At 73.3% G+C, this 20,598-nt stretch carries 13 protein-coding genes and 1 pseudogene; 11 read left to right on the top strand and 3 right to left on the bottom strand.

From position 1 onward, the window contains the following. Nucleotides 1-116: 116 nt before the first annotated feature. Both ACIPYS_RS11565 and ACIPYS_RS11560 read right to left on the bottom strand, forming a co-directional pair. A complete protein-coding gene (locus ACIPYS_RS11565) occupies nt 117-770 on the bottom strand; it encodes an HAD-IA family hydrolase (protein ID WP_400745457.1) in 654 nt (217 codons plus the stop codon). 95 nt (nt 771-865) lie between these two features. Continuing rightward, a pseudogene (locus ACIPYS_RS11560) lies at nt 866-2,088 on the bottom strand (dihydrofolate reductase family protein). A gap of 169 nt (nt 2,089-2,257) precedes the next feature. Here ACIPYS_RS11560 and ACIPYS_RS11555 point away from each other — a divergent pair. The 7 genes from ACIPYS_RS11555 (at nt 2,258) to ACIPYS_RS11525 (ending at nt 13,278) form a co-directional block, all read left to right on the top strand. Continuing rightward, a complete protein-coding gene (locus tag ACIPYS_RS11555; RefSeq protein ID WP_093860697.1) occupies nt 2,258-3,073 on the top strand; it encodes a methyltransferase domain-containing protein in 816 nt (271 codons plus the stop codon). A gap of 200 nt (nt 3,074-3,273) precedes the next feature. Further along, the gene (locus ACIPYS_RS11550) at nt 3,274-4,731 is read left to right on the top strand and encodes a DUF4190 domain-containing protein (protein WP_400745455.1); all 1,458 of its coding nucleotides are present in this window, start codon (nt 3,274-3,276) and stop codon (nt 4,729-4,731) included. A gap of 170 nt (nt 4,732-4,901) precedes the next feature. Next, a complete protein-coding gene (locus tag ACIPYS_RS11545) occupies nt 4,902-5,084 on the top strand; it encodes a hypothetical protein (RefSeq protein WP_093860695.1) in 183 nt (60 codons plus the stop codon). A gap of 25 nt (nt 5,085-5,109) precedes the next feature. Further along, the gene (locus ACIPYS_RS11540) at nt 5,110-5,529 is read left to right on the top strand and encodes an NUDIX domain-containing protein (protein WP_400745452.1); all 420 of its coding nucleotides are present in this window, start codon (nt 5,110-5,112) and stop codon (nt 5,527-5,529) included. Between the two features lie 274 nt (nt 5,530-5,803). Next, entirely contained in the window at nt 5,804-8,560 is a 2,757-nt protein-coding gene (locus ACIPYS_RS11535) for a SpoIIE family protein phosphatase (RefSeq protein WP_231978598.1), read from the top strand. A gap of 210 nt (nt 8,561-8,770) precedes the next feature. Beyond that, the gene (locus tag ACIPYS_RS11530) at nt 8,771-11,374 is read left to right on the top strand and encodes a SpoIIE family protein phosphatase (protein WP_400745450.1); all 2,604 of its coding nucleotides are present in this window, start codon (nt 8,771-8,773) and stop codon (nt 11,372-11,374) included. 152 nt (nt 11,375-11,526) lie between these two features. Further along, nucleotides 11,527-13,278, top strand: coding sequence for an ABC transporter family substrate-binding protein (locus ACIPYS_RS11525; protein ID WP_400745448.1), 1,752 nt, complete (start codon nt 11,527-11,529; stop codon nt 13,276-13,278). Here the strand turns inward: ACIPYS_RS11525 and ACIPYS_RS11520 are convergent. Further along, nucleotides 13,275-14,411 carry a hypothetical protein gene (locus ACIPYS_RS11520; RefSeq protein ID WP_400745446.1) on the bottom strand — a complete coding sequence of 379 codons (1,137 nt, stop codon included), beginning with the start codon at nt 14,409-14,411 and terminating at the stop codon, nt 13,275-13,277. The two genes, ACIPYS_RS11525 and ACIPYS_RS11520, sit on opposite strands and share 4 nt — an antisense overlap. Nucleotides 14,412-14,665: 254 nt before the next feature. Between ACIPYS_RS11520 and typA the strand changes: the two genes are divergently transcribed. The 4 genes from typA (at nt 14,666) to ACIPYS_RS11500 (ending at nt 20,579) form a co-directional block, all read left to right on the top strand. Continuing rightward, on the top strand, nt 14,666-16,534 hold the full coding sequence (gene typA / locus ACIPYS_RS11515; RefSeq protein WP_093860691.1) for a translational GTPase TypA: 1,869 nt from the start codon (nt 14,666-14,668) through the stop codon (nt 16,532-16,534). Nucleotides 16,535-16,975: 441 nt separating this feature from the next. Further along, on the top strand, nt 16,976-18,610 hold the full coding sequence (locus ACIPYS_RS11510; RefSeq protein ID WP_400745445.1) for an ABC transporter substrate-binding protein: 1,635 nt from the start codon (nt 16,976-16,978) through the stop codon (nt 18,608-18,610). Between the two features lie 90 nt (nt 18,611-18,700). Next, on the top strand, nt 18,701-19,645 hold the full coding sequence (locus ACIPYS_RS11505; protein WP_093860689.1) for an ABC transporter permease: 945 nt from the start codon (nt 18,701-18,703) through the stop codon (nt 19,643-19,645). Further along, nucleotides 19,638-20,579, top strand: coding sequence for an ABC transporter permease (locus ACIPYS_RS11500; RefSeq protein ID WP_093860688.1), 942 nt, complete (start codon nt 19,638-19,640; stop codon nt 20,577-20,579). The genes ACIPYS_RS11505 and ACIPYS_RS11500 overlap by 8 nt, the downstream gene beginning before the upstream one ends. Nucleotides 20,580-20,598 lie beyond the last annotated feature (19 nt).

The raw sequence follows: 20,598 nt of genomic DNA, 5'->3' as shown, positions 1-20,598 counted from the left end.
GGGGGGGGGGGTGGGGGGGGGGGGGGGGGGCCCCCCCCCCGGGGGCCCCGGGGGGGGGGGGGGGGGGGGGGGGGGGGGGGGGCGGGGGCGGGGCGCCCCCGCCCCCACCACCGAGGTCAGGCGACGGTGACGGTGAGGGTGCCGTCCGGGCCCGCGGTGACGGTGACGGACTCCAGGGTGGCGGCGTGCGCCGCGGGGTGGTGGCCGACCGCGCGGGGCCCGACGCCGACGACCGGGACGCCGGCGGCCCGGGCGGCCGCGATGCCGGCCCCGGAGTCCTCGAAGGCGAGGCAGTCGCCGGGGGCGAAGCCGAGTGCGGCGGCGCCCTTGAGGAAGCCCTCGGGGTCGGGCTTGCTGGCGCCCACGGACTCGGCGGTGATCAGGACCCGCGGCAGTTCGAGGCCGGCGGCCGCCATCCGGACCCGGGCGAGCGGGGCGTCGGCGGAGGTCACCAGGGCGTGCGGCCGGCCGGCCAGGGCGGCGAGGAAGGCGGCGGCACCGGGGACCGGGACGACGCCCTCGGTGTCGGCCCGTTCGGCGGCGAGCATCCGCTCGTTGTCCGCGAGGTTGAGCTCCACCGGGCGGTCGGGCAGCAGGACGGCCATGGTGGCGTGGCCCTGGCGGCCGTGGGCGGTGCGCAGCACCTCGGCCGGGTCGAGGCCGTGCTCCCGGGCCCAGCCGCTCCAGCAGCGTTCGACCACGGCGTCCGAGTCGACCAGGGTGCCGTCCATGTCCAGCAGCAGGGCGCGGGGGGTGAAGGTCGTGGGCACGGGGCGGCTCCGTCCGGGGGTGAGGGGGCACGCGAAAACGCGAGCCGATTGTTCAACAAGGATACAAAAGATCCCCCGGAGACCGTCGCCGGGCCTCAGTCGAGCAGGTGCGCGTTGACCGCGCGGGCCTCCTCGGCCAGCTCCGGCAGCTCGACCACCTCGACGCCGGCCGTCTCCAGCAGCCCGGCGCCCCGGGTCTCGGCGACGAAGGTGGACGGCTCGCGCCAGGCCACCACCACCCGGGGGACGCCGACCGCGATCAGCAGTTCGGCACACGGCACCGGGCGGGAGGCGCGCTGCCCGCAGGGCTCCAGCGAGCTGTAGACGGTCGCGCCGCGCAGTCGGGGGTCGCCGGCCGGGAGCTTGGCGAGGGCGGCCTCCTCGGCGTGGTCGTGGCCGTCCACCTCGCGGCTGAAGCCCTCGGCCAGCACCGTGCCGTCGGCGGCGACCACCACCGCGCCGACCGAGAACGCCGTCCGCGAGGGCGGGCAGCGGCGGGAGAGCTCCACCGCCCGGTGCAGGAACGCGAGATCGGCGCCGGGCGCGGCTGCGGCGCCGGACCCGGCGGCTGCGTCCGGCTCGGCTGCGGCGCCGGCCGCGGGGCCGGGCTCGGTGGCGTGGTGCGGCTCGGTCACGGGGCGGGCTCCTTCGGGGCGTACCTGAGCAGGACGACATCGCCCACCGTACGGGCCTCCAGCAGCCGCATCCGACGGCCGGGGCCGCCGGGGAAGTCCGCCGCCCCGACGAACCGGGGCGCGCCCGGCTGCCCGACCAGCAGCGGCGCCACCACCAGATGGAGCTCGTCCGCCAGCCCCTGGGACAGGAACTGGGTGTGCACCCCGCTGCCGCCCTCGACCATCAGTCGCCGCACCCCGCGCGCGCCGAGGTCGTCCAGCACCGCGCCCAGGTCCACGGCCGGACCGAGCGCGACCACCTCGGCCAGCCCGGCCAGCCCGGGGCGCAGCACGGCGGCGCCGGCGTCCGTGGTGTAGGCGAGCCGCTCGCCGCCGGTGTGCCAGAACCGCAGCGAACGGTCCAGCCGGCCGCTCGCGCTGAGGGTCACCTTCAGCGGGTACGCGGGCCGCCCGGCCGCCGTCCGGGCGGCCCGCCGCCCGGGGTCGTTGACCAGCAGTCGCGGGTTGTCCGCGCGCAGGGTGTTGCCGCCGACCAGGACGGCGTCGGCGGCGGCCCGCTCGGCGTCCACCCGGTCGAAGTCGGCCGGTCCGGAGAGCAGCAGCCGCTCGGGCGAGGCGTCGTCGAGGAAGCCGTCCAGGGACATGGCGGCGCTCAGCAGGACGAAGGGGCGGGGGCCGGTCATGGTGGCGAGCCCTTCACGGTGGGGCGGTTCGGGTGTGCCGTCCACGGTACGGGCCGGGGTGTCCCGGACCCGGCCACGCGACCGCTATGTGAGACGAATCTTCTCGAGATGCGGGACGAGGAGTAGCGTCGGAGACATCGAGGAACGGCAGATCCCGAGGGGGAGCACCATGACCGCACCGAAGAACGCCGTCTACACCCATGGCCACCAGGAGCCGGTGCTGCGCTCGCACCGCTCCCGGACGGTCGACAACTCCGCCGCCTACCTGCGCGGGCACCTGCGGCCCGGGCAGGTGGTGCTGGACATCGGCTGCGGACCGGGCACCATCACCGCCGACCTGGCCGAGCTGGTCGGCCCGACCGGCCGGGTGGTGGCCGCGGACGCCTCCGCCGACGTGCTGGCGGAGGCCGCCCGGTACGTGGCCGGCCGCGGTCTGTCCAACGTCGTGTTCGAGGTCGCCGACGTGCACCGGCTGTCGTACCCGGACGGAGAGTTCGACGTGGTGCACGCCCATCAGGTGCTGCAGCACGTGGCCGACCCGGTGGGGGCGCTGCGCGAGCTGCGCCGGGTCACCGCGGAGGGAGGCGTGGTCGCGGTCCGGGACGTCGACTACGCCAGCATGACCTGGTACCCGGAGGCGCCCGGGCTGGACCGCTGGCTGGAGCTGTACGAGCGGATCGCCCGGCACAACGGCGGCGAGCCGGACGCCGGGCGGCGGCTGCTGTCCTGGGCCCGGGAGGCCGGATTCACCGAGATCACCGCGACGTCGAGCACCTGGACGTACGCGACGCCCGAGCAGCGCGACTGGTGGGGCGGGATGTGGGCCGAGCGCATCACGGGCTCCGGCATCGCCCGGGCGGCGCTGGCCGAGGGCTTCGCGGACGAGGCCGAACTGGCCCGGATCGCGGCCGCCTGGCGGGAGTGGGCGGCGGCCGGGGACGGGTGGTTCGCGATGCTGCACGGGGAGGTCCTGGCCCGGCGCTGACGCCGGGTCCGCACCCGGCGCGGGCGGTGCGGTGCGGGGGTCGTTCGTGGGGCGGGAAATCGCGGGTGGGTGTTCCACCGGATCCGGTAGAGTCGCGCGCCTGTTCCCGTACCCGACGGGCCACCGGGCTTCGTCCGCGGGCACCTCGGGTCGTCCTGCCGAGTTGCCGCCCGCCGCCCGCGGGCCGGGGGAGTCCGCACGTGTCCAAGCCCGAGTCCGACGCTGCCGTCGTCCCGGCGCCCACGCCCACGCCCGAGCCGGGGCCGGTCGCCGCGCCGGAGCCGGCCTTCGCGGCCGAGCCTGTCGCCGCGCCCGCCCCCGCGGCCGAGCCCGCGCCCGAGCCCGCAGCCAAGCCCGAGCCCGCGCCCGAGCCCGCCCCCTGGACGGCCCCCGCCCCGGCGGCTCCGCCCGTCGCTCCCACTCCGGCCGACGCCCCCGTCCCCGCCGTCGGCCCGGTGCCGCCGTCCGCCGCCGACCCCTGGGCGGCCCCCGCCGACGTGCCGCCGCCCGTCCCCGGCCCGCCCGTCCCCGGCCCGGCCGCGCCGCAGCCGACCGGCTGGGCCGCCGTCACCCCCGCCGCCCAGAGCGGCTTCCAGCCCGGTTTCCCCTACCCGGCCGCCCCCACCCGCACCAACGGCTTCGCGATCGCCTCGCTGGTCACCGCCCTGTTCTGCCTGTGGCCGCTGGCGCTGGTCTTCGCGGTGGTCGCGCTGGTCCAGATACCCCGGCGCAACGAGAAGGGCCGCGGCCTCGCGGTCTCCGGCCTGGTCGTCGGCGTCCTGTCGCTGATCGTCTCCCTGATCGCGTTCATCGGGCTGGCCGCGATCGGCTTCGACGAGGAGCGGTACGGCGACGCCCGGCACGGGCCGAAGGGCTCGGTGTCCGTCAACGACCTCCAGGTCGGCGACTGCTTCGACCAGCCGCCGCTGAGCGGGGACCCCGGGTCCACCGGCGTCTACTGGGTCCGGGTGGTGCCCTGCACCGCGCCGCACCACGCCGAGGTCGCGGGCACCGTCGTCCTTCCGACGGGCCGGGACGACCAGTACCCCAGCGGTGCCGAGATGGGCCGGAACGCCGAGAAGCTCTGCGGCCCGGTGCGCGACGACTACGCGTTCGACTCCTGGCTGGTCCCCGAGGGGGTGGACGGGTACTACTACTACCCGAGCGTCCGCGGCTGGATGACCGGCGACCGCCGGGTGACCTGCACCTTCCAGGACGAGCGGCAGGCGCACAGCGGCAGCGTCCGCACCGACCGGACCAAGCTCACCCAGGCCCAGCGCACCTACCTGGACGCGGTGCTCGGTTACAACAAGGCCCTGTACGCCGAGCCGGAGCAGGAGGTCGCCGAGGCGCCGGCCGACTACCACCAGTGGGTGAAGGCGATGGCCGCGGCCTGCCGCAAGGAGGTCGCCGAGCTGTCCGCCACCGGGATCGACTGGCCGGAGGGCGCCAGGAGCAAGCTGATCGAACTGGGCGCGGTCACGCTGGACGCCGCCAACGCCTGGGACGCCGCGGCCAGGGCCGCGGACCCCGCCGAGCTGGAGCGCGAGGTGGGCAAGGCGCACGCGTTCTCCGTCAAGAGCGGCAGGCTGGCCGTGGACATCCGGCGCGCGCTGGGGCTGTCGACCGGCGAACGGGCCGCGGACATCCGGGTCTGATCCCGGACCCGGTCGCGGCGCCGCCCCCGGCTAACCGGTTGTTAACAGCCCCCGTACCGGCCGGTAGCGAACGGGGCGTAGTGTCCCGTGCAGCCCCGCCCCGACCCGACCCCCACGCGGGCCGGGGCGGGGCCCGGCGTGCCCGCGCGGGCACGCCCTAGCCTGGGCCCATGGACACCTTTCGGGTGATGCGGCAGGACGACAACGGTCAGCGCTTCCGGGTCGTCGGGGGGATCGGGCGGGAGGCGGCCGAGAAGGTGGCGGCCGAGTTCGAGGCGCGCGGCCACAAACAGCTGTACTGGGTCGAGGCCGAGCCCGCCGGGGACTCCCGGGCACGTGGGCCGCACGACTGAACCGCACGTCGTAGGGTCGGGGCCCATGGACAAGGCCATGGACCCCGCGGGGGAGAACCGGATCGTCGTCGGCGGCGCGCTGATCCACCGGGGGCGGGTGCTCGCCGCGCGGCGCAGCAGGCCCGCCGAGGTGGCGGGGCGCTGGGAGTTCCCGGGGGGCAAGGCCGAAGCCGGTGAGACCGAGACCGAGGCGCTGGAGCGCGAGCTGCTGGAGGAGCTGGGCGTCCGGGCCCGGGCGCTGACCCGGCTGCCCGGCGCGTGGCTGGTGCGGCCCGGTCTCGAGCTGCGGCTCTGGGCGGCCGAACTGCTCTCCGGCGAGCCGCTCCCGCTCCAGGAGCACGACGAGCTGCGCTGGCTCGGTGCCGCCGAGCTGGGCGAGGTCGACTGGCTGGAGCACGACCGCGAGGTCCTGCCCGAGGTCGCCCGTCTCCTCGCCACCTCCTGAGCCCCGCCGGCCGCACCGCGCCCCACCACGCCCCACCGTGCTCGGCCCCCGCCCGGCCCCGCTGTACCCCCGCCCGACCCGCCCCGCGACGCGACGCCCGACCCGCCCCGCGACGCGACGCGTGGCGCGGTGCCCCGGTAATCGGAAAGGCCGACGCGCCGGGCGGGATAGCCTTGGTCCTGCTGGGTATGTCACTTTTCGGCACTATTCGTCACCATCGGTGAGCCGCCCCAGCCGGCGACGCCGATCCCGAGCAGAGCCGGAGGCCGCGTCGGTGTCGAAGAGCGGGAACGGCGGTGGGGGAGCACGCCGGGCGGGCGCCGGGGGGAGCGCCGCCGCCCGCGCCCGGCTGCGCCGCGGCGCGAACCGCGCGACGGAGGCCGCCCGGGCCGACACCGGGGGAGTGCTCCCGCCCGCGGCCCGGCCCGCGCAGCCCCCGGCGGCGCCCGACCCGGCGGCCCCGGCCGGCGTCCGGGGCCGCCCGGGCCGGCCGTTCCCCGGCGGGCCGAGCGCCCTCCCGGAGACCCCGGGGCGGGCCGGCCCCGGCTCCGCGCCCGGCCCCGGCGGGACGGCCGGCGGCAGCCTCTTCGACGTGGTCAAGGTGGCCATCGCGATCCTCGACACCGCGGGCCGGGTGGCGCTCTGGAGCCCGGCCGCCGAGGAACTGCTCGGCTGGCCCAACGAGCTGCTGGTCGGCCGCCGGATCGACGACCTGATCCCCGACCAGGACCAGGTGGACCGGATCCGGGCCGCGATCCGGGACACCCTGCGCCACGGCCGCTGGTCCGGCCCGGCCGAGCTGCGCGACCGGGACGGCGTCCCGGTGCTGGTGGACGCCCGGATCTCGCTCCTCGTCGACGGCGACGGCAACCCGTTCCTCCAGGTCAACCTGGCCGAGGCGGCGGCCGTCCGGGCGGTGGAGCGCGACCTCGCGGTGCGCGACGCGCTCTTCGAGCAGTCCCCGCTGGGCATCGCGATCCTCGACACCGAGCTGCGCTACACGGCCGTCAACCGGACCCTCGCCGAGATGAACGGCGCCGCCCCCGAGGACCACGTCGGCCGCACCACCGGCGAGACCCTGCCCGAGCGCGCCGCCGACGAGATCACCGCGATCCAGCGCCAGGTGCTGGCCACCGGCGAGCCGGTCATCGACGTCACGCTCGCCTCGCCGGTCACCGCCCGCTCCGGGTACCGCTCGATCTCCTACAGCCGGATGACCGACCGCTCCGGGCGGGTCCTCGGCATCTCCGGCACCGTGATGGACGTGACCGAGCGTTACCGTGCGGTGGCCAAGGTCGAGCACGCCCGCCGTCGGCTGTCGCTGCTCAACGAGTTCGGCTCCCGGGTCGGTGACCTGCTGGACGCCTCCCGGATCGCGCAGGAGCTGGCCGGCGCGGTGGTGCCCAGGCTGACCGACCACGCGGCCGTGATCCTGCTCCAGGCCGTCGCGCACGGTGACGATCTGCCCCGGCACGGACACGACCGCCGCACCTCGCTGCTCCAGCTCGGCACGGCCTCCGTGCAGGACGGCCCCGAGGTCGAGGTGATGCTGCGGCGCGGTGCCCGGATCACCTTCGCCGAGGACTCCGCCTGCGGCCGGGTGCTGCGCACCGGCGTCCCCGAGCTGCTCTCGGGCGCCGACCAGCTGAGCGACATCACCTACGCCGGCGACCCGAAGATGCAGGCGGCGTACGACCTGGGCGTGCACTCGATGCTGGTGGTGCCGCTGCGGGCACGGGGCATCGTGATCGGACTGCTGCTGGTCAGCCGGGCCGGCTACCGCGAGGGCTTCGACCGGGACGACCTGGCGTTCACCGTCGAGCTGGCGGACCGGGCGGGCTCCTCGCTGGACAACGCCCGGCTCTACGCCCGGGAGCGCACCGCCGCCCTCACCCTCCAGCGCACCCTGCTGCCGCAGCAGGTGCCGCAGCCCACCGGTGTCGAGGTCGCCTACCGGTACGTGCCCGGCAGCAGCGGCACCGAGGTCGGCGGCGACTGGTTCGACGTCATCCCGCTGCCCGGCGACCGCACCGCGCTGGTGGTCGGCGACGTGATGGGGCACGGCCTGCGGGCCGCCGCGACCATGGGGCGGCTGCGCACCGCCGTCCGGGTGCTGGCCGCCCTGGACCTGCCGCCGGACGTGCTGCTGCGGCACGTCCACGAGCTGGCCGACGACCTCGCCCAGGGGCCGGACGAGGCCCTGCTCGCCACCTGCGTGTACGCGGTGTTCGACCCGGCCACCGCGACCCTGACCGTCGCCAAGGCCGGCCACATCCCGCCGGTGCTGGTGGTGCCGGGGGAGGAGTCGGACGGGCCGACCCGCACCGGCGGCCCGCTGCCCGGCGGGGCCGGCCGGATCCTGGAGCTGCCGTCGGGCGCCCCGCTCGGGGTCGGCGGGGTCCCGTTCGAGGCGGTCGAGCTGAAGATCCCCGAGGGCAGCCTGCTGGCGCTGTGCACCGACGGCCTGGTGGAGTCCCGGGACAAGGACCTGGACGTGGGCCTCGGCCGGCTGGTCACCGTGCTCCAGGAGCCGTACGCGTCGATCCAGGCGGCCTGCGAGGCGGTGCTGGGCACCATGGAGCAGGGCCGGGAGCCGGACGACGTGGCCCTGCTGCTGGCCCGGCTCGGCCACGGGCAGGCGGGCACCCCGACGGCGGGCTGGACCCTGCCCGCGGAGCCGACCGCCGTCTCCCGGGCCCGCCGGCTGGTCCGCGCGACGCTGGCCGAGTGGGGCGTCGAGCAGCTCACCGACACCGCCGAGCTGCTGGTGAGCGAGCTGGTCACGAACGCCGTCCGGTACGCGAGCGCGCCGATCGGGGTGCGGCTGACGCTCGGCGAGACGCTCCTGGTGGAGATCTCGGACCCGTTGCCGGACCCGCCGCGGGAGCGGCACGCGGCCGAGGCGGACGAGGGCGGGCGCGGGCTGGAGCTGGTCGCCCGGCTGGCCCTGCACTGGGGTGCCAGGGCCGAGGGGATGGGCAAGGTGGTCTGGTTCGAGCAGGCGCTGCCGGGCACTCCGGGCGCGGAGTAGAACTCCCTGCATATGCCACCGGAGGGCCTCGGGGGAGCGCGCGCCCCGGTAGGGGGCGCGAGCGTGGCATTGTGGTTGCGCGGGCGGTAGGACAAAAACCTTCGCCCGATCTGATGTTGTGATGTTGAGGGCGTGTGAACGTACCCCTCGATGATGAATACTCGGTCTTCTCGACATCCGGACGGTCGCGGGTTTGGAGGGGTCGGTCCGTTGAACAGCACCCCGGCGCGCAATGCGCCGAGCAGCAGCGGTCATGCCGCTGTACCCGGGCAGGCCGGCGCCCAACACGTGCCGGTCCCCGCCCACCAGTCGCCCGCCCCCGTCCGTGCCCCCCGGCCGGCCGCCGAGGGGCAGCGCTGGGGCGCCGGGGACCCGGGTTCGATCTACGACTACATCCGGGTCGCCACCTTCGCCATCGGCCCGGACGGCCGGATCAGCCAGTGGAGCGAGCGGGCGGCCGAGTTCTTCGGCGTCACCGCCGTCGAGGCGGTCGGCGCCGACCCGGTGACCACCTTCGTGCCGCGCGAGCTCTGGCGGCGCGGCCGGACCAGGCTGGAGCGCACCCTCGCGGGCGAGGAATGGGTCGGCACCGCCCCGTACCGGCACGCGGACGGCGGCGAGGGGCTCGCCGAGCTCTACCTGATGCCGGACAGCGCGCTGCCCACCGCCGGCGCCACCTGTCTCGCGGTCGACCTCGGCCGGCTCCGCCGGATCGAGACCGATCTGGCCGCATCGGAGGCGGTTTTCGGCCAGACTCCGACCGGCTTCGTCCTCTTCGACGACCGGCTCCGCCTCCAGCGGGTCAACGACGCCTTCGCCTCCGGAATGGGCCTGTCGCCCACCGACCTGGAGGGCCTCACCCCGCACGACATCTTCCCCGGCGCCGAGGCCGACCGCCTCACGGCCGCCCTGCGCAAGGTCCTCGCCAGCGGCGAGCCCGTCTTCGACCTGCGCTTCCACGCCGCCGTCCCGACCCGCGAGGGCAACCGGCTCTGGGCCGTCTCGCTCTACCGCCTCAACGGCGCGGCCGGTCAGCCGATGGGTGTCGCCGGCCAGGTCTCCGACGTCACCAGCCGGCACGTCGCCGAGCGCGAGGCCGACGGCGTCCGCCGCAACCTCGCGCTGCTCAACGAGGCCAGCGCCCACATCGGCTCCACCCTCGACCTGGAGACCACCGCCAAGGAGCTGCTGGACGTCGTCGTCCCGCCGTTCTGCGACCTCGCCACCGTCGACCTGTACACCGCGCTGCTCTCCGGCGAGACGGTGCCCAGCGCCGGCCGGCTCGGCGACACCGTGCTCACCGACGGCAGCGGCGAACTGCGCCGGGTCGCCGTCTCCAGCGTGGTCGGCGGCGCCTCCTCGGTGCTCGGCTCGGTCACCGGCCTGCCCATCGCCGAGGCCGGCGGCACCCTCTGCTACCCCCGCCGCTCCCCGCACGCCCGGGCCCTGCGCACCGGCCGCAGCGTCGTCCCCGAGCCCGGCCCCGACCCGCTGCTGCGCTCCACCCTGATCGTCCCGCTGGTCGCCCGCGACCAGGTGCTCGGCCTGGTCCAGCTCTCCCGGGCGATCGGCAGCGAGCCCTTCGACGCCCGCGACGTCGCCATCGCCGAGGAGCTCGTCGCCCGCGCCGCCGTCTGCATCGACAACGCCCGGCTCTACCGCCGCGAGCACGAACGCGCGCTGATCCTCCAGCGCAGCCTGCTGCCCCCGGGCAACCCGGCCGCCAGCGGCCTGGAGATCGCCTGCCGCTACCTTCCCAGCAACAACAACACCGAGGTCGGCGGCGACTGGTTCGACGTCATCCCGCTGCCCGGCAACCGCACCGCCCTGGTCATCGGCGACGTGATGGGCCGCGGCCTGCGCGCCGCCGTCGCCATGGGCCAGCTGCGCACCGCCGTCCGCACCCTCGCCATGCTCGACCTCGACCCGGCCGAGGTGCTCACCGCCCTGGACGAGATCGCCCGCGGCCTCGGCGACGACACCGCGCCGGCCGCCCGCTCCACCCCGTACGGACGGCTCACCTCCACCGCCGACGAGGAGGCCCGCGAGGTCTACCTGGCGACCTGCGTCTACGCGGTCTACGACGCCGTCACCCGGCGCTGCGTCTTCGCCAACGCCGGCCACCTCCCGCCGGTGCTGCTCAGCCCCGGCGAGAGCGCCCGGATGCTGGACGTGCCGCCGGGCCTGCCGCTCGGCGTCGGTGGCGAGCCCTTCGAGGAGGTCGAGCTGACCCTGCCGGACGGCGCCGTGCTCGGCCTCTACACCGACGGTCTGGTGGAGAGCCGCAAGCACCAGCTGGACGAGGGACTGAAGGCCTTCCGCACCGCGCTCTCCGCCGACGGCAAGAGCCTGGAGGACCTCTGCGACCACGTCCTCGGCGAGCTCAACCCGCACCACGGCGAGGACGACATCGCCCTGCTGATGGCCAGGGTGCACGCCTTCCCCGCGGACGCCGTCGGCCAGTGGTTCCTGCCGCCCGAGCCCACCTCGGTGGCCAAGGCCCGCGAGGCTGCCTGCAGCTGGCTGCTGGCCCGGGGCCTGGACGAGCTGGTCGACACCACCGAGCTGCTGGTCAGCGAACTGGTCACGAACGCGCTGCGGCACGGCCGGGGCGAGATCCGGCTGCGGCTGCTGCGCGACCGGACCATGGTGTGCGAGGTCTGGGACGACGGCTACGCCCAGCCCCGGCAGCGGCGCGCCCACGAGACCGACGAGGGCGGGCGCGGTCTGCAGCTGGTCAGCCTGCTCGCGGAGCGCTGGGGCAGCCGCCGCACCCCCAAGGGCAAGATCGTCTGGTTCGAGCTCGGCCTGTAGGGAACGGGGCCCCGGCCACTCCGGCCACCCGGCCGCGCGGCCGTACGGCCGGACAGCCGGGTCACCCGGCCGTACCGCCGATCGGGTGCCGCACCCGGCCGGCCGCCGTGTCGCCGCCGCCGGGGGCCGGGCGGCGGCGTTCCATGGCCGCCATGCGCGCCCGCCTCCCCGTCGCAGCCGCCGCGCTGCTGCTCGCCCTCGGTGCCACCTCCGGCTGCCCCGGCGGCCCCGGCCCGGTCGCCCGCACCGCCCGGACCCCCGACCCCGCGCCGCCCGCGCCCGCGGTCGTCACCGGCGACGTCCGCCCGCCCGACCGGGCCGCCGTCCGCGACGGCGGCGCCCTGCGCTGGGCCGTCGACGCCGTACCGGCCACCCTGAACGTCTACCAGCCCGCCGCCACCGCCGACTCCGCGCTGCTGGCGCACGCCCTCTACCCGGCGCTGTTCCGGCCGGACGCGCACGGCGAGTGGACCCCCGACGAGGACTACCTGACCGCCGCCGAGGCCACCCCGCCCGGACAACTGCCCCAGGTGGTCACCTACCACCTCGCCCCGCGCGCGGTCTGGAGCGACGGCACCCCGCTCTCCGCCGCCGACTTCATCGCCCAGCGGGCCGCGCTGTCCGGCCTGGACCCCGCCTACGGCGCCGTCCGGCCCGCCGGGTACGCGGCCATCGACTCGATCGTCCAGGGCGCCGACCCGCACGAGGTCAAGGTCACCTTCCGGCAGCCCTACGGCGAGTGGCGCGCCCTGTTCGGCCCGCTCTACCCCGCCGCCGAGACCGGCACCGCCGCCGCCTTCGGCCGCCCGCTGCCCGGCGGCACCGCCCACCCGACGGCCGGCCCCTTCCTGGTCTCCGGCTACGACCCGGCCGGCGGACGGGCCACCCTGGTCCGCAACCCGTACTGGTGGGGCGAGCCGGCCAAGGCCGACCGGATCGACTTCCTGGCCACCCCCGCCGAGCAGCGCGGCCCCGGGCTGGCCGAGGGCCGGCTGGACCTCGCCCCGCTGACCACCGCCGTCGACCGCGCCGGAGCGGACGCCGCCGAGGCGGTCCGCCGGGCCGGGGCCCTGCCCGGCACCACCCTGCACCGGGCCGCCGGGACCGGCCTCACCCAGCTGACGCTCAACGCCGCCCGGGAGCCGCTCACCGACCCGGCGCTGCGCCGCGCCCTGGCCCGCGCCGTCGACCGGCGGCACGCCGCCGACGCCGCGCTCACCCCGCTCGGCCTGCCCGCCGCCCCCCTCGGCCACCACCTGCTGACCGGCGACCAGGCGGGCTACCGGGACAACGCCGACGCGCTGGGCACCGCCGACCCCGGGCGGCTGCTGGACGCGGCCGGCTGGCGGCGGCCCGCCGAGGGCGGCACCCGGGCCAGGGACGGTCGTCCGCTGGCCCTGACCCTGCTGGTCCCGGCCGGCTCGGCGACCCTCCGGCGGGCGGCCGACGCGGTGGCGGCCGACCTCGGCACGGCCGGGGCGGCCGTCCGGGTCGCCGAGGCCCCGCAGGACGCCTTCGTCCGCGACCGCCTGGCCACCGGGGACTTCGACCTCGCCCTGTTCTCCTGGCCGGCCGGTCCCGGTCCGGCCGGGGAGCAGCGGCCCGTCTACGCCAAGCCCCGCCCCGGCCCGGACGGCACGCCGGTTCCCGGCAGCAACTACGCCCGGGCCGGCACGGAGGAGATCGACCGCCTCTTCGACCGCGCCGCCGCCGAGCCCGACCCGGACGCCCGCCGCGCCCTGATCCAGGAGACCGATGTGCGGATCTGGCAGCTCGGCCACTCGGTGCCGCTGTTCCAGCGCCCCGAACTGGTGGCCGTCCGCGAGGGCCTCACCGGCGCCGGCGTCTGGGGCTTCACCCGCCCGCGGCTGCGGGACATCGGCTGGTCGGGGCCCAGTTCCTAGCGGACCTCCACCGGGAGGGCGGCGGACCAGTCGTCCAGCTGCCGTGCGACCAAGGCGGTCCGGGCCAGCTCCGGGCATTCCCTCCGGGCCCGGGACAGCGCCTCGTGCGCCTCGTCGAGGCGGCCGACGGCGCCGAGCGCGGCGGCCAGGGCACAGCTCGACTCGGCCCGCCAGACACGGGACATGTGCAGTCCGCGCTGCTTGCGCCCGAGTGCCACCGCGTCGTCCGGTCGACCCTCCCAGCGGGCCAGGTCGATCGCGGCGGGGACGGTCACGTCCACGGAGCGCGGGTCGCCGTCGAACATGCCGACGGCGGCCATCAGCCGGGGCAGCGCGTTGGTCCGCGGCAGCTCGCCGGAGTCCCCGGCGCAGACGACCGCACTCGTGACCACCAGACCGATCTCCACCAGGAGGCCGGGCGACTGCTTCTCGGCCAGTTCCGTCCGGGCGAGCTGCTCCGCCTCCGCGTACCGGCCGGCACCGAGGGCGAGCTTGGCCCGGGTGATCCCGGGGTTGTCGGTGGGCCTCATGTGCGGGGCCGCGGCCCCGGCGTCGGAGAACCGGCCCTGGAAGAGCGCCGCCGTCGCCAGATGGCCCGACTCGGAGGCCGGCTCGACGGAGGAGGGCCGGAACGGGAGCCTCAGCAGCTGCGAGCCGAAGCAGTACGGATCGCGGAGTCCGGTGACGATCCGGCTCATGAGCGCCAGGGCGATGCCGGCGGCCGCGTGCCGTTGGCCGGAGTTCCAGAGCCACCAAGCGAGCGCGGCCGGTCCTGCCGTCAGGAGGACGGCCGAGAGCCACAGCCGCAGCCGTACCAGCCGACCGGACGCGATCGTCCAGAAGACGTGCAGCGCGGTCGGGAACGGGCGGAGCTGGACCAGCACCCCGCCGAGCACCGCTTCGGCGACCACCCGGCCGGTGCCGATGGTGACCAGCAGCTTGCGCTTGCCGCCGAGCCGTCCGGTCAGCAGGACCCAGATCTCCGCGGACACCCGGGGCACCGCGTAGCCGAGCGCGAACGCCAGCACGGGTCCGAGTATCCGGGACCGGACCGAGGCGTCGTCCTCGACGAGGAAGGCGACGAGCGCCGCGAGGAGGCCCAGCGGGGCCAGCAGGGGGAGCATCTTCTTCACAGCCGAGAACCCTGGAGTACGGCGCTGACCGGCGGAAGTAAAGTCACCGACCTGTGATCTTGCTCCCCCGGACGGCTCCCGTTTCGGCCGAGCTGGGCGGTTCCCCGTACGATAGGAGGAAGCCGTGGCATGTCGTGCCCGGCGGGTGGACCGGTAGTAGCAGGCGGAACGGGCGGCGGCGATCAACAGGGATCGCCGGTCGGCGTCACGCAGCCGGGCGCCGTAACCCACGATTCCGGGAGAATCCGCTCAGCATGCCCACGCGCAATGACATCCGCAACGTTGCCATCGTCGCCCACGTCGACCACGGCAAGACCACCCTGGTCGACGCCATGCTGAAGCAGGCCGGCGCCTTCGCCGCCCACCAGCACCTCGACGACCGGATGATGGACTCCAACGATCTGGAGCGCGAGAAGGGCATCACCATTCTCGCGAAGAACACCGCCGTCAAGTACCACCCCAAGGAAGGTGGCGCGCCGATCACGATCAACATCATCGACACCCCCGGCCACGCCGACTTCGGTGGTGAGGTCGAGCGCGGCCTGTCGATGGTCGACGCGGTCGTGCTGCTGGTCGACGCCTCCGAGGGCCCGCTGCCGCAGACCCGCTTCGTGCTCCGCAAGGCCCTGACGGCCAAGCTTCCGGTCATCCTCTGCATCAACAAGACCGACCGCCCGGACTCCCGGATCGACGAGGTCATCAACGAGACCTACGACCTCTTCCTGGACCTCGACGCCACCGAGGACCAGATCGAGTTCCCGATCGTCTACGCCTGTGCGCGTGACGGCGTCGCCTCGATGACCAAGCCGGAGAACGGCACCGTGCCGGCCGACAGCGACTCGCTGGAGCCGTTCTTCTCCACCATCCTGGAGCACGTGCCGGCCCCGACCTACGACGAGGACGCGCCGCTCCAGGCGCACGTCACCAACCTGGACGCCGACAACTTCCTCGGCCGTATCGCGCTCTGCCGGGTCGAGCAGGGCGAGCTGCGCAAGGGCCAGCAGGTCGCGTGGATGAAGCGGGACGGTTCGGTCCAGCAGGTCAAGATCACCGAGCTGCTGATGACCGAGGCGCTCACCCGCAAGCCGGCCGAGGTGGCCGGCCCCGGCGACATCTGCGCCGTCGCGGGCATCCCGGAGATCATGATCGGCGAGACCCTGGCCGACCTGGAGAACCCGGTCGCGCTGCCGCTCATCACGGTGGACGAGCCGGCCATCTCGATGGTCATCGGCACCAACACCTCGCCGCTGGTCGGCAAGGGCGGCAAGGGCCACAAGGTCACCGCCCGCATGGTGAAGGACCGCCTGGACCGCGAGCTGATCGGTAACGTCTCGCTCCGCGTGCTGCCGACCGAGCGTCCGGACGCCTGGGAGGTCCAGGGCCGCGGCGAGCTGGCGCTGGCCATCCTGGTCGAGACCATGCGCCGGGAGCTCTTCGAGCTGACCGTCGGCAAGCCGCAGGTCGTCACCAAGGTCATCAACGGCAAGACCCACGAGCCGGTCGAGCGGATGACCATCGACAGCCCCGAGGAGTACCTCGGCGCGATCACCCAGCTGATGGCGACCCGCAAGGGCCGCATGGAGACCATGACGAACCACGGCTCCGGCTGGGTCCGCATGGAGTTCATCGTCCCGTCGCGCGGCCTGATCGGCTTCCGGACCCAGTTCCTGACCGACACCCGCGGCACCGGCATCGCGCACAGCATCTTCGAGGGCCACGAGCCGTGGTTCGGCGAGCTGCGCATGCGCAACAACGGTTCGCTGGTGGCCGACCGCGCGGGCGTCGTGACGCCGTTCGCGATGATGGGCATCCAGGAGCGCGGCACGCTCTTCGTCGAGCCCACCACCGAGGTGTACGAGGGCATGATCGTCGGCGAGAACTCGCGCCAGGACGACATGGACATCAACATCACCAAGGAGAAGAAGCTCACCAACATGCGTGCGGCTTCCTCCGACACCACCGAGAACCTGGTGCCGCCGCGCAAGCTCTCGCTCGAGCAGTCGCTGGAGTTCTGCCGCGAGGACGAGTGCATCGAGGTGACCCCGGAGACCGTGCGTATCCGTAAGGTCGTCCTGGACCAGAAGGAGCGCGGGCGTACCGCTTCGCGCGCCAAGAAGGCCTGATTCTGGCCTTCTGAGCTTCTCCGGCCGTGCTTCGGCCGGAAACAGTCGCCCCCCTTTCCGATGGAGAGGGGGGCGAACTTTTTCAACTACTCGATGATGTCGGCGCAGGTATAAACCGAATAGCGCTTACCACGTCAAGGTGTCCGCTGAGCGAACGTGACAGTCCGTCATTCATGACGACTGTCCGTTTGATGCCTGTCTGAGTATGTCTCTTATGTCCGATTTTCGAAACTTACCGACCGTTCATGTGACCTAATTGAGATCGGCAGTGGTCACTTTCGTGTCCATGGGTGACACATAGTGGGTGCAGTCAGGCTCGGGTCAAGGGTTAACGCGCAGGGGTGCGCGCCGAAACCACGAGCGCGGACGGCACAGCGGAGCGGTGACAACCGACCGCGGTGCTCTCCTCGTTGGAAAGTCGAATTCAGGAGGCATCCCCCCATGCGTGGTGCAACCCAGACCAAGTGGCTCGTGGCAGCGACCGCGATCGCTCTCGCGGCGACCGCCTGCAGCACCAGCTCGAAGAGCAGCGACAAGGCTGCCTCCGGCGGCGGCACCATCGCCGTTCAGCTCGGTGAGCCGCAGCACGGCCTGATCCCGCAGAACACCGCGGAGTCCGAGGGTGCCGAGGTCCTGGGCGCGCTGTTCGCCGGCCTCATCGAGTACGACAGCAAGACCAACGAGCCGAAGCTCCGCGTCGCCGAGTCGATCGAGTCCCCCGACAGCAAGCTGTGGACGATCAAGCTCAAGGACGGCTACACCTTCCACAACGGTGAGAAGGTCACCGCGCAGTCCTTCGTCGACGCGTGGAACTGGGGCGCCAACCAGGACAACGCGGCCGAGGGCCTGCCGTTCTTCGCCAAGATCGACGGCTCCGCGGACCTGGCCCCGGGCAAGGACAAGAAGCCGACCACCGACAAGCTCAAGGGCCTGACGGTCGTCGACGACAAGACCTTCACGGTCGCGCTGACCGCCCCGTTCTCCCAGTTCAAGACCATGCTGGGCTACAACGCGTTCTACCCGCTGCCGAAGGCCTTCTTCCAGGACAAGAAGACCTTCGAAGAGGCCCCCATCGGCAACGGCCCGTTCCAGATGGACGGCAAGTGGGAGCACAACCAGCAGATCAAGGTCAAGCGCTACGACAACTTCCCGGCCTCCGACGGCAAGGCGAAGCTGCAGGGCGTCACCTTCAAGATCTACGACAAGCTGGAGACGGCGTACAACGACCTGCGCGCCGACAACATCCAGGCGACCGACAAGCTCCCGATCTCGGCCATGGGCACGGTCAAGGGCGAGTTCGGCGACCGCTACATCTACAAGCCGGAGTCCGGCGTCGGCTACATCGGCTTCCCGATCGCCACCAACCCGGCCACCTACGGCAAGCCCGAGGTCCGCAAGGCGATCTCGATGGCGATCGACCGCGAGGCGATCACCAAGACCATCTTCTCGGGCACCCGCGTCCCGGCCGACGACTTCGTCAACCCGCTGATCCCGGGCTACCGCAAGGGCGCCATGGGCGACGCGGCGAAGTACGACCCGGCCAAGGCCAAGGCGCTGTGGGACTCGGTCGGTGGCGTCCCGAACAACACCATCGAGCTGGGTTACAACGCCGATGGTGGCCACAAGGAGTGGATCGAGGCCGTCGCCAACCAGCTGAAGAAGAACCTGGGCGTCGAGGTCACCACCAAGCCGTTCGAGAAGTTCGGCAAGATCCTGGACGCGCTGGGCGAGAAGCAGTACTCCGGTGCCTTCCGCATGGCGTGGTCGATGGACTACCCGTCGATCGAGAACTACGAGCGTCCGATCTTCTCGAAGGTCGCGATCGAGAACGGCTCGAACTACGGCGGCTACGTCAACGAGAAGTTCGAGTCGCTGCTGGACCAGGCCGACCAGGCGAAGAGCCCGGAGGAGGGTCTGAAGCTGTACCAGCAGGCCGATGACGTCCTCATCGAGGACCTGCCGTACATCCCGGTCTACACCTACATGTCGTCCGCGGCGTACAGCAAGAAGATCAAGAACTTCGACACCGACGCCCAGGGTCGCATGAACCTGGACGAGGTCGAGCTCGCCGGCTGATCCGGTTAATCAGACGATCGGGGGCGGGCGGACCGGACTACAGTCCGAGTCCTCCCGCCTCCCTTCCTTGTCCGAAAGTGTGGAGGTCTGATGGGCCGCTATGTGATCCGCCGACTGATACAGGCGATCCCTGTTCTGATCGGCGCGACGTTCCTGATCTACTGGCTGTGCTTCAGCCTGCCCGGCGACCCGGTGCAGGCGCTGGCCGGTGAGAAGAAGGCCGACCCGATCGTGGCGGAGATGATCCGCCAGAAGTACCACCTGAACGACCCGTTCCTGCTCCAGTACTGGAACTACATCACGGGCGTCTTCCAGGGGAACCTGGGCGAGAGCCTGACGGGTCGCCAGGTGAGCGACATGATCAGCGAGGCGTTCCCGTTCACCGTCAACCTCGCCATCGTGGCTTTCGTCATCGAGGCGATCATCGGTGTGCTGGCGGGCGTCATGGCGGCCCTGCGCAAGGGCAAGTTCCTGGACCAGCTGGTCCTCATCAGCACGCTGTTCGTGATCTCGATCCCGGTCTTCGTCACCGGCTTCGTGCTCCAGCTCGTCCTCGGCGTCAAGCTGAAGAACGACTACGGCATCGAGATCTTCTCCGTCTCGTTCAACGAGGAGGACGGGCTGCGCGGCTACCTGCTGCCGGCCTTCGTCCTGGCCTCGACCTCGCTCGCGTACGTGGCCCGACTGACCCGCACCAGCCTGATGGAGACCATGCGCGCGGACTACGTCCGCACCGCGGTCGCCAAGGGTCTGAAGAAGCGCCGGGTCATCGGTCGGCACGCCCTGCGCAACGCCCTGATCCCGATCGTCACCTTCCTCGGTGCCGACCTCGGCGGTCTGATGGGCGGCGCGGTCATCACCGAGAAGATCTTCAACATCCACGGCATCGGCGGTCTGCTCGCCCAGGCCGTGTACCAGAAGCAGGGCACCATCATCGTCGGCGTCGTCACGCTGCTGGTGATGATCTACCTGGTCACCACCCTGCTCGTGGACATGCTGTACGCCGTGCTCGACCCGAGGATCCGCTATGAGTGAGACCATCACCAAGGGCGCCGAGGCCCCTTCCGGGGACAACACCCCCAAGTCCTCGCCGGAGAAGAAGCAGAAGCCGGAGCGCGTCGCCAGCCTCTGGTCGGACGCTCTGCGCGACCTGCGCCGCAACCCGGTCTTCATCATCGGCGCAGCGCTGGTGTCCTTCCTGATCATCCTGGCCGTCGTGCCGGGCTGGTTCACGGACGGGAGCCCGTTCGACAACAACGCCTGCGACCTGGCCGACTCGCTGAAGCGCCCGAGCGCCGAGCACTGGTTCGGCTTCGACGTCCAGGGCTGCGACATCTACACCCGCACGGTGTGGGGCGCCCGCAACTCGATCATCGTCGGCGTGCTGACCACCTCGATGGTCACGCTGGTCGGTGCCCTGCTCGGCCTGCTGGCCGGCTGGAAGGGCGGGATCGTCGACTCGATCCTGTCCCGCTTCACCGAGATCTTCTTCTCGATCCCGCTGCTGCTCGGCGGCATGCTGATCATGTCGATGCTCGGCAAGGGCAACGCCTGGACCGTCTCGGTCGTCATGACCGTGCTCGGCTGGCCGCAGATCTTCCGCATCATGCGTGCCTCGGTGCTGGCCAACAAGAACAACGACTACGTGATGGCCGCCCGCGCCCTCGGCGCCGGCGCCGGCCGGATCACCTTCCGGCACATCCTGCCGAACGCCATCGCGCCGGTGATCGTCGTGTCCGCGATCTCGCTGGGTGTCTACATCGGCGCCGAGGCCGCCCTGTCCTACCTGGGCATCGGCGTCCAGCCGCCGGAGATCTCCTGGGGCCTGATGATCAGTGACGCGTCGGTCCGCTTCCTCGACGCGCCGCACGTCCTGCTCTTCCCGTCGGCCGTACTGAGCGTCACCGTTCTGGCCTTCATCATGCTCGGCGACGCGGTCCGCGACGCCCTCGACCCGAAGCTCCGCTGAGAGAAGAGGTGACGACCCG

It is taken from the genome of Kitasatospora sp. NPDC089913 (genome assembly GCF_044748625.1).
Classification (GTDB): domain Bacteria; phylum Actinomycetota; class Actinomycetes; order Streptomycetales; family Streptomycetaceae; genus Kitasatospora.
This window is presented reverse-complemented; position numbering and strand designations above follow the sequence as displayed.

Bases quoted from the DNA above. Each gene is read 5' to 3' on its own strand.
- ACIPYS_RS11510 (WP_400745445.1), top strand. From the start codon at position 16,976: ATGCGTGGTGCAACCCAGACCAAGTGGCTCGTGGCAGCGACCGCGATC.
- typA (WP_093860691.1), top strand. From the start codon at position 14,666: ATGCCCACGCGCAATGACATCCGCAACGTTGCCATCGTCGCCCACGTC.
- ACIPYS_RS11525 (WP_400745448.1), top strand. From the start codon at position 11,527: ATGCGCGCCCGCCTCCCCGTCGCAGCCGCCGCGCTGCTGCTCGCCCTC.
- ACIPYS_RS11545 (WP_093860695.1), top strand. From the start codon at position 4,902: ATGGACACCTTTCGGGTGATGCGGCAGGACGACAACGGTCAGCGCTTC.
- ACIPYS_RS11555 (WP_093860697.1), top strand. From the start codon at position 2,258: ATGACCGCACCGAAGAACGCCGTCTACACCCATGGCCACCAGGAGCCG.
- ACIPYS_RS11540 (WP_400745452.1), top strand. From the start codon at position 5,110: ATGGACAAGGCCATGGACCCCGCGGGGGAGAACCGGATCGTCGTCGGC.
- ACIPYS_RS11500 (WP_093860688.1), top strand. From the start codon at position 19,638: ATGAGTGAGACCATCACCAAGGGCGCCGAGGCCCCTTCCGGGGACAAC.
- ACIPYS_RS11505 (WP_093860689.1), top strand. From the start codon at position 18,701: ATGGGCCGCTATGTGATCCGCCGACTGATACAGGCGATCCCTGTTCTG.